Origin of the sequence: Sphingobium sp. LMA1-1-1.1, from assembly GCF_040676365.1 — a bacterium.
Taxonomy (GTDB): Bacteria; Pseudomonadota; Alphaproteobacteria; order Sphingomonadales; family Sphingomonadaceae; genus Sphingobium.
Map to the genome: position 1 here is coordinate 659113 of NZ_JBEGHS010000012.1, position 13099 is coordinate 672211.

The 13099-nt window shown below is 64.0% G+C and carries 13 protein-coding genes; 6 read left to right on the forward strand and 7 right to left on the reverse strand.

The window, feature by feature from the left end; all coding sequences use genetic code 11:
- Window positions 1-10: 10 nt before the first annotated feature.
- From MRBLMA1_RS10415 to MRBLMA1_RS10430, 4 genes are all read right to left on the reverse strand, one after another.
- Complete coding sequence (locus tag MRBLMA1_RS10415; protein ID WP_363736611.1) at window positions 11-742, reverse strand: SDR family oxidoreductase; 732 nt, start codon at window positions 740-742, stop codon at window positions 11-13.
- Window positions 743-763: 21 nt separating this feature from the next.
- Complete coding sequence (locus MRBLMA1_RS10420) at window positions 764-2053, reverse strand: MFS transporter (protein WP_363736613.1); 1290 nt, start codon at window positions 2051-2053, stop codon at window positions 764-766.
- A 116-nt stretch (window positions 2054-2169) separates the two neighbouring features.
- Window positions 2170-3123 carry a cation diffusion facilitator family transporter gene (locus MRBLMA1_RS10425; RefSeq protein ID WP_363736614.1) on the reverse strand — a complete coding sequence of 318 codons (954 nt, stop codon included), beginning with the start codon at window positions 3121-3123 and terminating at the stop codon, window positions 2170-2172.
- 6 nt (window positions 3124-3129) lie between these two features.
- Window positions 3130-3264 carry a hypothetical protein gene (locus tag MRBLMA1_RS10430; RefSeq protein ID WP_363736616.1) on the reverse strand — a complete coding sequence of 45 codons (135 nt, stop codon included), beginning with the start codon at window positions 3262-3264 and terminating at the stop codon, window positions 3130-3132.
- Between the two features lie 96 nt (window positions 3265-3360).
- On the opposite strand from MRBLMA1_RS10430, the gene MRBLMA1_RS10435 reads away from it, so the two are divergent.
- Entirely contained in the window at window positions 3361-4212 is an 852-nt protein-coding gene (locus tag MRBLMA1_RS10435) for an SDR family oxidoreductase (RefSeq protein WP_363736617.1), read from the forward strand.
- A gap of 188 nt (window positions 4213-4400) precedes the next feature.
- Here MRBLMA1_RS10435 and MRBLMA1_RS10440 read toward each other — a convergent pair whose 3' ends face one another.
- The gene (locus tag MRBLMA1_RS10440) at window positions 4401-6293 is read right to left on the reverse strand and encodes a putative bifunctional diguanylate cyclase/phosphodiesterase (RefSeq protein ID WP_363736618.1); all 1893 of its coding nucleotides are present in this window, start codon (window positions 6291-6293) and stop codon (window positions 4401-4403) included.
- Here MRBLMA1_RS10440 and MRBLMA1_RS10445 point away from each other — a divergent pair.
- On the forward strand, window positions 6264-6551 hold the full coding sequence (locus tag MRBLMA1_RS10445; protein ID WP_363736619.1) for a hypothetical protein: 288 nt from the start codon (window positions 6264-6266) through the stop codon (window positions 6549-6551). The genes MRBLMA1_RS10440 and MRBLMA1_RS10445 overlap by 30 nt on opposite strands.
- 127 nt (window positions 6552-6678) lie before the next feature.
- Here MRBLMA1_RS10445 and MRBLMA1_RS10450 read toward each other — a convergent pair whose 3' ends face one another.
- Window positions 6679-8778, reverse strand: coding sequence for a TonB-dependent receptor (locus MRBLMA1_RS10450; protein ID WP_363736620.1), 2100 nt, complete (start codon window positions 8776-8778; stop codon window positions 6679-6681).
- A gap of 184 nt (window positions 8779-8962) precedes the next feature.
- Window positions 8963-10312 carry a cytochrome P450 gene (locus MRBLMA1_RS10455; RefSeq protein WP_363736621.1) on the reverse strand — a complete coding sequence of 450 codons (1350 nt, stop codon included), beginning with the start codon at window positions 10310-10312 and terminating at the stop codon, window positions 8963-8965.
- Window positions 10313-10448: 136 nt separating this feature from the next.
- On the opposite strand from MRBLMA1_RS10455, the gene MRBLMA1_RS10460 reads away from it, so the two are divergent.
- From MRBLMA1_RS10460 to MRBLMA1_RS10475, 4 genes are all read left to right on the forward strand, one after another.
- Window positions 10449-11015, forward strand: coding sequence for a helix-turn-helix transcriptional regulator (locus tag MRBLMA1_RS10460; RefSeq protein ID WP_363736622.1), 567 nt, complete (start codon window positions 10449-10451; stop codon window positions 11013-11015).
- Window positions 11016-11125: 110 nt separating this feature from the next.
- Window positions 11126-11917, forward strand: coding sequence for an acyl-homoserine-lactone synthase (locus MRBLMA1_RS10465; protein WP_363736623.1), 792 nt, complete (start codon window positions 11126-11128; stop codon window positions 11915-11917).
- Window positions 11917-12219: an acyl carrier protein gene (locus MRBLMA1_RS10470; protein WP_133651563.1), complete on the forward strand. Its 303-nt coding sequence runs from the start codon at window positions 11917-11919 to the stop codon at window positions 12217-12219. The genes MRBLMA1_RS10465 and MRBLMA1_RS10470 overlap by 1 nt, the downstream gene beginning before the upstream one ends.
- Entirely contained in the window at window positions 12216-13082 is an 867-nt protein-coding gene (locus tag MRBLMA1_RS10475) for a cyclopropane-fatty-acyl-phospholipid synthase family protein (protein WP_363736625.1), read from the forward strand. Before MRBLMA1_RS10470 ends, MRBLMA1_RS10475 begins: the two co-directional genes overlap by 4 nt.
- Window positions 13083-13099: the final 17 nt, after the last annotated feature.

Consider the following 13099-nt stretch of genomic DNA (forward strand, 5'->3'; position numbering starts at 1 on the left):
GCGCTGCCGTTCAGAAATGGGCGGTATATCCACCGTCCACCGCCAGCACCTGCCCGGTCACATAGGATGCCGCGTCCGACACCAGGAACAGCACCGGGCCGACAATCTCCTCCGGCCGTCCCCATCGCCCCAGCGACGTTCGCCGCGCCAGATGATCCGCAACGCCCGGATCGGCGATCATCTCCTCATTGGCGTCCGTCGCGAAATAGCCAGGCGCGACGGCATTCACCGTGATGCCGCGAACGCCCAGTTCCGCCGCCAGAGCCCGCGTCAGCGCGTCCAGCCCGCCCTTCGCCATGGTGTAGGCGGCATCACCCGATCGGGCGATCTGGCCCGCGATGGAGGTGACGTTGACGATCCGCCCGCCTTCCCTCATGTCGCCAGCCACTACCCGGACAAGATCGAAGGGCGCGACCAGATTGACTTCCAGCATCCGCCGTACCGCGAGCCTGTCCAGCTCTCCGATCGGCCGGCGGTCGCGATGGCCGGCATTGTTGACCAATATGTCGATCGGGCCGCGGCGACCGAGCGCCGCCCGAAGCGCCTCCCCATCCTCCAGGTCGAAGATCAGCGGCTCGCCCGTCCCGCCTGCGGCGGCGATGGCGGCGGCCGTGTCCTGAAGCTGCGCCGCCCGTCGGCCATGGAGCAGGACATGCGCGCCCGCCCCCGCAAGGCCCAGCGCGATTTCGCGTCCCAGGCCGCGCCCGGCCCCGGTGACGAGAGCGATCTTCCCTTGCAACATTCAACCTTCTCCACCAGCCGGTCAGGCGAGGGCGAAGGCCTTGCCCCGCCCACGATTGATGAACAGCACCAACCCAGCGCCGATCAGGCACAATATCCCCGCCGCGACGAAGGCGGGCATATAGCTTTGCCAGACCGTCCGGGAAAGACCGCCCGCCAGCGCCGCACTCGCGGCGCCCAGCTGGTGACCGGCGAAGATCCAGCCGAACACGACATTGGCCCGTTCCGGCCCAAAACGCTGCGCCGTCAGCTTGACGGTCGGCGGCACGGTCGCAACCCAGTCCAGACCGTAGAAGGCCGCGAAGATCGACAGGCTGTAAAGCGAGAAATCGCTGAACGGCAAATAGAGCAGCGACAGCCCCCGCAGCCCGTAATAACAGCACAGCAGCCAGCGATTGTCGAACCGGTCCGACAGCCAGCCCGACGCGAGCGTACCTGCAAAGTCGAACAGCCCCATCATCGCCAGCATCGACGCCGCGCCCACCGCCGCCAGCCCATAATCCCCGCACAGCGCGATGAAATGCGTCTGGACCAGCCCGTTGGTGCTGGCGCCGCATATGTAGAAGGTGAAGAACAATATCCAGAAGCTCGGCACCCGCGCGGCGTCGGCCAATATGCGAAGCGGGCTGATCAGCAGGGCGCCGAAACCGGCTGGCTGAGCTGGCACGGGATGGACCTCGCTCTCGCCATAGGGCGGCAGGCCGAGGTCGGAGGGACGATCCCGCATCAGCAGCAGCACGGCCAGCGCCGCCAGCAGGATCGCTCCGCACACCAGCAGGATGGCGGCCCGCCAGCCGAAACGCTCCGTCAACGCGGCAAGCAGCGGCAGGAAGGCCAGTTGGCCCGTCGCGGTGCTGGCGGACAGCAGTCCCATGACCAGCCCCCGCCGATGGGTGAACCAGCGCGTGGCGACGGTGGCGCCCAGCACCATGGCGGTAAGGCCCGTGCCTATGCCGATGACCACGCCCCATAGCAGGACCAGTTGCCACAATTGGGTCATGCCCATCGACAGCAGCAGCCCGCCGATGACGATCGACAGCGAGATCAGCATCATCCGCCGCACGCCGAAGCGGTTCATGAAGGCGGCGGCAAACGGCCCCATGCAGCCGAACAGGACGAAGCGTATGGCCAGCGCCCCGGAAATATCCGCCGCGCTCCAGCCGAATTCCTTCTGCAGCGGGATGATGAACACGCCGGGCGCGCCTACCGCGCCCGCGACGACCAGCATGGTGAGGAAGGTCGCGGCCAGCACCGCCCAGCCATAATGGATTTGCCGCGCACCCATATGGCGCGCGAGGATGGCGGACAGCATGCAGGCCTCGGTTCCGGATCGACAGACCGGCATTTGATGGTGATCATCGTCAAATGGTCAAGGGGCCAGTTGGCGCGCCGTGGACATGAACAACCGGCGCTGGCGGGTGCAGCGTCTTACCGCGCAGGCGGCTGAATGACCGCATCCTCCCGCTTTTCCGGACGGATGTAGATGGAGGTGAGTTCGGGGATGGCGCGCTTCAACTCGCTCTCCATCTCCTCGATCAGGCTTTCGGCCCGGCCCATGAGCAGGTCGTCGTCGAAATCGGCGCTGATCGCCACGAAGACGGCATCGGGCGCGGTGTGGATGGTGCGGATGTGATTGACGGCGGTGATCTCCGGCCGCCGGTCGAGCAGCAGCCGCACGGTGTCGATGATCGCTCGGTCAGCGCTCTCCCCGATCAGCAGGCCCTTTGCCTCCCGCGCCAGCAGGACCGCCACCCCGCCCAGCACCAGCCCGATGATGATGGAGGCGACGCCGTCCAGTCGGGCATCGCCGAAATAATGGCTCGCCCAGACGCCGATCGCCGCCACGACCAGACCGATGAGAGCGGCGCTGTCTTCGAACAGGACGATAAAACCCGCCGGATCCTTCGACCGGCGGATCGACTGCCACCAGCTGCTCGGCCCCCGGCTGCGCCCGAATTCGCGCACGGCGATGGTCCAGGACGTGCCCTCCAGCAGGAAGGCGATGGCCAGGACCGCGTAATTGACGGCCGGATCGCGCAGCGGCTCCGGCCGCGCGACATGCAGCCAGCCCTCATAGACCGATACGCCCGCACCAACCGCGAAGATCAGGATCGCGACGACGAAAGCCCAGAAATACAGTTCGCGCCCATAGCCGAAGGGATGGGCCGCATCGGCCGGCCGCTTCGCCTTGGACTGACCATGAAGCAGCAGCAGCTGGTTGCCGCTGTCGACCAGCGAATGCACCCCCTCCGTCAGCATGGAGGAGGAGCCGGTCAGCGCGGAGGCGATGAATTTGGCGACTGCTATCCCGACATTGGCCAGCAGCGCGCCATAAAGGACGATATTTTCCCGGACATGCGCGGCGCGACCACCCTTCTCCACGAACGTTCAGCCCGGATAGGGGGCGAACTGGAACAGGCGCGCCGCACGCGCCACGTCGTCCGCAATCATCGCATCGGTAGAGCTCGACCGCCCCTCCACCGCCTTCCGGGTAGAATTGAGAGCCAGAGCTTTCACAACCATCGCCTATCTCCATCTGCCCCATTCGCACGGCGAATCGGGTTCCGGCCAATGAACTCCCCGGCGGGGGATGAGTTCTTCGGGCAGAGGAGATTTGCAATGCCCGAAATCCAGGAGATGATCCACGAAGATGGCCTGCCCGGTCATGAAAGCCGGCTGGAACCCAGGCCCGAATGGGAACCCCGCTACCCCGGCTCCGGCCGTCTGGAGGGCAAGGTGGCGATCGTCACCGGCGCCGACAGCGGTATCGGGCGGGCGGTTGCCGCTCTCTACGCCCGCGAAGGCGCCGATGTCGCCATATTCTATCTCTGCGAACATGACGATGCGGCCCGGACCGCGGCGATCGTCCGCGCGGAGGGACGGCGGGCGCTGGCCGTGGCGGGCGACCTGGGCGACCGGGACTTCTGCCAGCGGGCGGTGGCGCAGGTGGTGAAGGAGCTCGGCCGGATCGACATTCTCGTCAACAATGCGGGCGAACAGCATCCCGACAGCGATATCACCGACATCAGCGAGGAACAGCTGCGCCGGACCTTTCAGACCAACATCTTCGCCATGTTCTTCCTGACGCAGGCGGTGCGGCCGCACCTGAAGCGCGGGGCGGCGATCGTCAACTGTACCTCCGTCACCATGTATCAGGGATCGAAGGAACTGCTCGACTATTCGAGCACGAAGGGAGCGATCACTGCCTTCACCCGGTCCCTGTCGGAAAATCTGGTGGGCGACGGCATCAGGGTGAACGCCGTCGCGCCGGGGCCGATCTGGACCCCGCTCAACCCCAGCGGCGGGGCCAGTCCGGAAAAACTGGCGCATTTCGGGGAGAGCACGCCCATGGGCAGGCCCGGCCAGCCCAATGAGGTCGCCCCCGCCTTCCTCTTCCTCGCCTGCGACGACGCCAGCTACATGTCGGGCCAGGTGCTGCACCCCAATGGCGGCACCATCGTCAACGGTTAGAGCATTTTCAAGTTGACCGTTTTACGGTCGGCGGCTCGGAAAATGCGGCATCAAAAGACCGGAGCGTTTCTGCTCATTCAGATCGCCGCTCTGGATTCCTTGTTTTCCGCGATTTCTTGACCAGCGATCGGTTCCGATCGCTTGGAAATCGCTCTAGCCGGCATGATCGGAGGTTGCCGCGCCGTCTCTCAGGCGATCCGCGATCCCGCCCAGCCTTCGCCCCCTCTTCCCAGTGAAGACCGGGGGACCGCCCGCCGGTTCAGGCTGATGACGGCGCTGTTTTCGCTCCATGACTGGATCAACGCGGGAATGGTCTCCGAAGGGGCGGGGCGGCTGAAATAGAAACCCTGGGCATAATCGCAGCCCATCTCGCGCAGCCTGATCGACTGGTCCGCCTCTTCCACACCTTCGGCCACCACCTTCATGTTGAGCGCCCGGCCCAGCGTGATCAGCGCGGATACGATGGCGCCGTCGCTCTCGCGCGCGGTGACCCCGCTGACGAAAGATCGGTCGATCTTCAGCGTGCTGACCGGCAGGGACCGCAAATGGGTGAGCGAAGCGAAGCCGGTCCCGAAATCGTCGAGCGCCAGCGGGATGTTGCACATGTGCAGTTCGTCGATGGAACGGCGGACCGCGTCCGATCCGGCGCCCAGGAACACGCCCTCCGTGATCTCGATCTCGATCGAATCGGGCGCGATCGAAAATCGCTCCATCGTCTCGATCAATCGTCCGGCAAAGCGCTCCCGCCGCAATTCGGCGGACGAGACATTGATGGCGACATGCCCCACGGCCAGGCCGCGCGCGCGCCAGGCGGCCATGTCGGAAAAGACCTGGCTGGTCATCGTCTGGCCGATCATGTCGGCCACGTCATGATCGTCGAAAGCCGCGTAGATCTCGGCCGGCGACCGGATGGTGCCGCAACTGTCGCGCCACCGCAGCAGCGCTTCAAATCCGACCAGCTCGCCGGTCTGCAACGACACCTTGGGCTGATAATAGCTTATGATAGTGCCGTCGCGCACAGCGGTCCTGGCCCGGTTGATCATCGCCACCCGTTCCTGCATGTCCTCCAGCAACGACTGCTCGAACATCTGCACCCGCCCGCGCCCCAGCGACTTGGCGCGGTACAGCGCCAGGTCGGCATGACGCAGCAATTCGGTCGCCACGCGCCCGTCCTCCGGGAATGCGGCGACGCCGACGCTGACCCGGCATTCCAGCGAACGTCCCGCCGCGAACAGCGTCTCGCGGATGGTGAGCGCGCGATCGGCAAGATCTGCCAGTTGCTGCCGGTTGTCGGCATTCTCGATCAATATGGCGAATTCGTCGCCGCCCAGACGCGCCACCACTCCCTCGCCGGCGAAGATCGCCTTCAGGCGCGCGGCAAAGCTCTTCAGCAGGTCATCACCGGCATGATGGCCCATCAGGTCGTTGACGTCCTTGAAATTGTCGATGTCCAGCAGGAACACGCCGACCTTCTTGAAATCGGTCAGCGCCCTTCCCAGCGCCTTGTCCAGGCAGGCGTTGAACATCGCGCGGTTGGGCAGCTCCGTCAGCGAATCATGGTCGGCATTCCAGCGTATCTGCTCCTCGATCAGCACGCTTTCGTGGATATCCTCGGTATAGCCATACCAGCGGATGATCCGGCCTTCATCGTCCCGCCGGGGATAGGCCTGGGCCCGCATCCAGCGATACTGGTCGTTGACCATCAGCCGAACGCGCACGTCGAACGGCTCGCCGGTCGCATGGGAATGGGCGACGCGTTGCGTCACCGGCTCGACATCGTCGGGATGGGTGGCGGAAAGCCAACCGGAACCTGCCGCCTCATCCCGCTCAAGTCCGGTATTCTCCAGCCACCGATCGGTGAAATCGATGATCCGCCCCTCCGCATCGGCTATCCAGGGCAGTTGCGGATTATATTCGACGATCAGCCGCAGATTTTCCATGCTGCGCCGGAGCAGGTCGATTTCCGCATGCTCCGACGTCACGTCGACCGCCACCAGATCGACGACTGGCCGATCCGGCCCCCGATGCCGGGCCTGCGCAAGAACGCGGATATGCCTGAGGTCGCCGGCACCGCCGTGCAACGTAAGAGTCGCTTCGGCTTGCTGCTCCTGGCGAACGACGCGGATAATCTCAAAGATCGGCTTGCGGAGGGCGCCCCGAACCCCACGAAGCCAGTTAAAAAGGGGTTGCGATGGCGCCAGGCCAAAATGATGCGCAGCGGCGGGATCAGGGTGAAGCCGGCCATCGCCATCCACCACGCACCGCAGAACGCCAGCCGACGCCAGAATTTTCTGGTCGCCATCCATCGGGTCTTGCCTGCCTTTCCATTCGTCAGGTGACCGCGATGAAATGTGGTCCGCCATTATACTCCTGCTGTTCCGACGCCAGGGGCGTTGCAAATGATTCACCATCTGCTGGCTAAGATTTGATTAATGACCGGCCCTCATGCACCGGCGGCCAGCATGCTCAAAATGTCGAAGAAAGGCTGATGCCGTAGGTGCGGGGCGCACCATAGGCGGCCGTGCGAAAAACGCCCAAACCGGATCGATCGTCGGCATAGGTCTTGTAGATCTTGTCGGTCAGGTTCTTGACCCAGGCAGCGACCTCCCAATTGTCGTGGCGAAGCCCGAGACGAAGATTGGCCAGGGTACGCGGACCGGACTTGAAGCTGTCGGAATTGGTCGGTTCGAAATAGACGGTCGAGCGGTAATCCATGTCGGCGCGGGTGAAGATCGTCCCGAACGCGACCGGCACCTCATAGGTGACCGCGCCATATGCCGAAAAATGCGGCGCCAGCACCAGGTCCTTGCCCGAACAGTCCATGCTGCCGCCACCGACCGACGCAGGCACGCCGCAATTGTCGAACCGCTTGTAATGCGCATCGAGCACCGCCGCATTCCCCTCGATCCGCAGACGGGAGGAGATTTGAAGGGCCATCTCTCCCTCCACCCCCTGGATCTGGGCGCGTCCGGCATTGGTCAGCGCCAGCCCGGTGCCCAGCACCTGCGAGACCTGCAGCCGTTCATAATCCGTCACGAACGCCGCCAGGTTCAGCCGCAACCGCTTGCCAAAGGTCAGCGCCTTGAAGCCGACCTCATAGCTGGTCGCCTTTTCCGGGGTGGCGGTCAGGCCGCTCAACGACGAAGCGATGTCGACATTATAGGCCGCACTCTTGAAGCCCCTGGAAAAGCGGCCGTAAAGATTGGCGTCCGGGGCAATCTCATAGGACAGGGTTGCGCTCGGCGACAGATCATTGTCGGTCGAATGCCCGTCAAAGGTCAGCGCGGGGAATCCCAGCAGCGGGAATATGCCGGAAACGTCATCCTGCACGAAATGGGCGCGCTTCTTCTCCCGCGTATAACGCAGGCCCGCCGACAGGGAGAGACGATCGGTCAGCGCATAATCGAGCCTCCCGAACAGCGCACCGCTCTCCGTCTTCACGCTGCCCATGGTGGTCAGCACGGGGTTGCCGGGAACGCCGGTGTCGGCGCCCAGTCCCAGTCCCCGGTCGGTCCGCACCATCTGGTCGAAATAATAGGCGCCGACCAGATAGTGTAGCTTCCCCGTCCCGCCGGCCAGCCGCAATTCCTGGCTGAAGAAATGCGAATCATCGCTGAAATTGTCGGCCGAGACGAAGTCCACCTGTTCCTGATCGTCGTCCAGCGACGCTTCATAGGAAGAATCGCGATAGGCCGTGATCGACGTCAGCGACATCGTGTCGGACGTCCATTCGGCCGTCAACGAAAGTCCCTGGCTGTCGCGATGCAGCCGGTTGGGTCGGTTGTTGTTGATATGCAGCGGCTGCCGCGAGGGAAAGTCGGCCGGATAGCCCGCCAGCGCATCCGCCTGGAAAAAGGCCGGCACGCCCCGGTCGCGCAGGCCGTCCCAGCGCGCAATGAAAGACAACTGGTCGGTCGGCGCGAATTTGGCCGAAAGGCGCCAAGTCAACAGGTCGGTCGACCCGGCATCCTGACCGCCCGACAGATGCCGGTAGAAACCGTCCTGCCGCGCATAGGCGACCGCCCCGCGCACCGAAAAGCGGTCGTCAAGGCGCGCGCCCAGCACGGCTTCGCCGCGGCGATAGTCGTAATTGCCCGCGTCCAACCGGACGGACAGGCCCGGATCGGCGTCCGGCTGGATGGTCTGGACATTGATCACGCCGGCTATGGTGTTCTTGCCATATTCCGTGGCCTGCGGCCCGCGGGCGATCTCGACCCGATCGATGTCCAGCAGATGCTGGACGAAATTTTCCGGCCGGCCGACATAGACCCCGTCGACATAGATGCCCACGCCGGTTTCCAGCCCGATATTGCGGACGAGCGTGGAAATGCCGCGAATGGAAATCTGCCCCTGCAACTGGCCCGCAATGCCGCCGCTGATATCGACATTGGGCGCGAAGCGGGTCAGGTCGGTAATGCTTTGCAGGCCGGCGGCGACGATCGTGTCGCCCGAAACGCTGGTGACGGAGAGGGGCGCCTTGAGCAGCGGTTCAGGCACCTTGCGCGCTGTCACCAATATGTCGGCGTCAGGAACGGCCTGCGCCCATGCAGCGCCGGGCGGCGCCATCGCAAACACAGCCGACGTGAGAAGCAGCCGCTTCCAACACCCCTTATAACCCCAAATATGCATGGCCCACGATCCGTTATATTCTTGATGATCCTTTCCTGTAACCGGGCTTGGTAAATTGCAGGTTAAACGCCATCCCCATCCTTCTCCGGATCGGACGCGCGCGGCAATGTTCGAGCAGTGTTCAATAGGACGTCAGTTCGACCTCCATCTGCCGGAAACCATTCACGAAATTGGCGTGAACGCGGCGCAGCTCGCCAACCACATTCACTTGCAGTCGCCGCTTCATCAATTCCTCCAGAAGGATCCGAAGCTGCAATTCCGCCAGGCGGGCGCCCACGCAACGATGAATGCCATGCCCGAAGGAAAGATGGCGCCTGGCATTGGCGCGCGACAGGTCCAGCCGATCAGCGTCCGGAAAGACGGCTTCGTCGCGATTGGCGGAAATATACCACAGCGCCAGCTTGTCGCCCGCGGCGATCCTCTGCCCCGCCAGTTCGCAATCCGCCGTCGCCGTCCGCCGCATATGCGCGATGGGCGTGTGCCAGCGGATGATCTCCTGGACGGCGTTGGGCAACAGGCTCTCGTCCGCGATCAGCTTCGCCCGCTCATCGGGAAAGCGGTCCAGCCCCAATATGGCGGCCGACATGCTGGTCCGGCTGGTGTCATTGCCGCCGACGATCAGCAGGGCCAGATTGCCGATGAATTCCATGGGCCCCATTTCCGACATGCTGTCGCTGCGGATCATCATGCCCAGCAGGTCGGTCCCCTCCGGACTGGCCCGGCGCTGTTCCCACAACAGGTGGAAATAGGTCGCCATCTCCGTCAGCATCTCGCGCCGCACCTGGAACAGTTCGGCTATGCGGGCCGCTTCCATATGCCCAGCCCAGTCGGACCAGAACGTCAACAGATGGCGGTCTTCCCACGGAAAGCCCAGGATCGTCGCCAGCATGCTGGTGGCAAGCTCGATCGAAACCTTCTCCACCCAATCGAAACGACTGCCCACGGGCAGGCTGTCCAGCACCGTTGCGGTATGCGCGCGCAGCTTCACCGCCAGTTCGGCGATATGCGCGGGCGTAAAGGCGGGCGCCACGGTCTTCCGCTGCGCGCTGTGTTCCGGTTCATCCATGGCGATGAACATCGGAAGCTGGAATTCCTCGCCCGGCGCGGGGTCGGCAATGGTGATGCCGCCATATTTCCAGGAGGAGGAAAACAGGTCCGGCTTCCCTTCCACCTCCATGATCAGCGAGTGGGAACAAACGTTCCAATAATCGCCATAGGCCGTGCCCTCCACCCGATTCAGTGGCGCCGCCTCGCGCATCTGCCGGAACAGCAGTTCCCAACGCGCCTGGGAATAGAGTTCCGGACGACTCGTGTCGCCCGCGATGGCCGGCGCGCCCTCATCCTGTCCATGCGACGCCAGCCATGCATCGACCGCATCATCCGCGGAAGGTTCGGTTCGGTATGTCGGCAGCATGTTGTCCCCATCGTTGATGTCCGGTCTGTGGCCGACCTTTTGCCTTTCCGTCGCCATGTCAAGCGCCGGTCGACCGACATCCCGCCCAGGGCTCGCCCTGCCGCAAAGAAGAAGCACGGCGCGGGGGAGCAGGCTTAACCCGCCTTTAAGACCTGGCGCTGCATGACGACAGGCATAGCCTGCGCGAGGAACCATGAGCGAATATATCCCCAGCACCCAGCTTCGCGCCGGAAGCTCGACGACCGCCGCCGATTTCATCGCCGGGGTCGACGGCATGCTCAGCATCGACAGCCTCGTGACCCGCTTCAGCCAGGCGCTGGGCCTTCAGGCCGCCAGCCATGCCTGCTACGACGTCAGCGACGGCGGCAGGCGCTTCCTGTTCGGGGAAACCGGCCTGTTCGGGGAGGCCGGCTGGCGCGGCCCCATCGCGCAGCCCGATGCCCTTCCCCGGCTCTGTTTCCCGATCACCGGATGGGACGAGCGGCCCTATGAGGTGGAGATCCGCCTGCTCAGCATGCTCGAAAGCCCGCAGGAGCATGCGAACCTGCACGCCATGGCGACGCTCTATCTGTGCAGGGGCATCGCCCTGCTCGACGCGCGGGATGATCCGGCCGCCACAGACCTGACGGAGACGGAAATTTTCTGCCTCGACCGGCGGCAGGCCGGATGGTGCGACCTAGACATTGCAGAAGCGCTCGACCGCTCCGTGCAGGCGATAAAGGTCCATGTGCAGCGCGCCCGGCAGAAGCAGGGCGCCTGAAAGCATCCGAATTCCTTGCGCTCGGATGGATTGCGCAGCGCAACTTTCCGATGACCTGCCGCGTATAATATGCTAGAGGCGCTGCCGCTGCTTGCGGGGGACCAACGGATTTGATTCATCTGATTTCGAAGGACAATTCCGCCCTTTACCAGGAAGAGATCAGAGATTTGCACCAGGCCCGCGCGGAGGTGTTCGTTAACCAGCTTGGCTGGGATCTCACGGTCAAGGACGGATTGGAATATGACGAATATGATGATGCGCGCGCGAGCAACATCATAGGGTTTTCGGCGGAAAACCAGGTCGTCATGGGGCTGCGCTTCCGCCCCACGGACGACTGTTCCATGCTGCTCGACCATTTTTCGCATGTCCTGCCGGCTGGCATCCGTCCGATCGACGATGGGCGCACCTGGGAACTGAGCCGCGGGTTCTGCGTCGAGCGGGGCATGCGCCGTCACAATCTGCGGCGCAAGGCCGCCTGCATGATCGCGCCGCTGGAGCTTGCCTATGAGGCCGGGATCGACCGCTGCGTGGGCTTCACCGACGTGCGCATGCTCAGCTTCTGCTATGGCGTCGGCTGGAAACTGACCCTGCTCGGCTCCGCCACGGACTATGGCCAGGGGGAGGCCGTCGCCTATGAGGTGGAAGTGTCGCAGGCGGCGCTCGATGAGATGCGCCAGATGTGGGGCCTGCCCCGGCCCTCGCACATCTTGATCGACAAGCTGCTTCCAGGTGAAGACAATGTGCATGTCGCGGCGGCCCGGCTGACGCGCGAGCATCCGGAACTGCAGAAGATCGCCGCCCAGCCGGAGATCGAGTCCGGCACACATCCGTCCGCCACGACCGGGGCGGACGTCTATTATGGCAGGTTCGGGGCATCCCGTTCGGCTTCAAGGGGACATTGATGAATTCCGACCTTATTCGACAGGCATCGGCAGAGGAAATCGAAAGCTGGATCGTCGCGCACATCGCCGAAATTGTGAATGTGGCGCCGGCCGCCATCTCGCCCGATGCGCCTTTCGACAGTTTCGGGATTGATTCCGCCAAGGCGATCTCGCTGATGGTGGAGCTGGAAAACTGGCTGAACCTGCCCGACGAACTGCCGCTGGAACTGCTGTTCGAGGCGGAATCGATCCGCGACGCGGCGACGGGCATCGCCGCGGCGGTCGGCGACATGGCGATGCAGCAGGGCGGCGCCCCGCAATGATCCAGGACGAACAGATCGAATATGGCGGCTCGGCCGCCGCCATCCGCCACCATTATGATGTCGGCAACGATTTCTATTCGGCGTGGCTCGACCCCAGCATGACCTATTCCAGCGCGATGTGGGACGGCCTGCCAAAGGACGCCCCGCTGGAGGAGGCGCAGCAGCGCAAGCTCGACTATCATGCGGAATCGGTCGGCGCGGGCGAAGGCATGCGCATATTGGACGTCGGCTGTGGCTGGGGCGGCATGATGCGTAACCTGCGCAGCACCCATGGCGTCAGCGAATGCGTCGGCCTGACGCTGAGCGAGGAACAACTCGCCTATATCGAGCAATTGGGCGATCCCGGCATCAGCGCGGTCCTTTCCAACTGGCACGACTATTGCCCCGACCGGCCGTTCGACGCGATCATCTCCGTCGGCGCGTTCGAACATTTCGCCCATCCGCAGCAGAGCGTGGAGGAGCGTCGCGGCGTGTACCGTGAATTCTTCCAGGCCTGCCGCGACTGGATGGAGGGCAAGGGCCGCCTCTCGCTCCAGACCATCGCCTATGGCAGGATGTCGCCGGAGGATGCCAATCCCTTCATTTCGAACGAGATCTTCCCGGCCGCGGAACTGCCGACGCTGGAGGATATCGTCGTCGCATCCAAGGGGCTGTTCCGCATGGAAAGGCTGCGCGACGACGGGCTGGACTATGCGCGCACCTGCGAGATGTGGAGCAACCGGCTGCGCGGCGCGGTGCGCGGCGGCGTGGTCGATCCCGCGGTCCATCCGGTCGAGAAATATTCCCGCTATCTGCGCATGTCGGCAGCCGGTTTCCGCATGCGCAAGATCGGCCTGCTTCGGATAGCCTTCGCCGCGGAATGACCAGAATATCGGGTTCG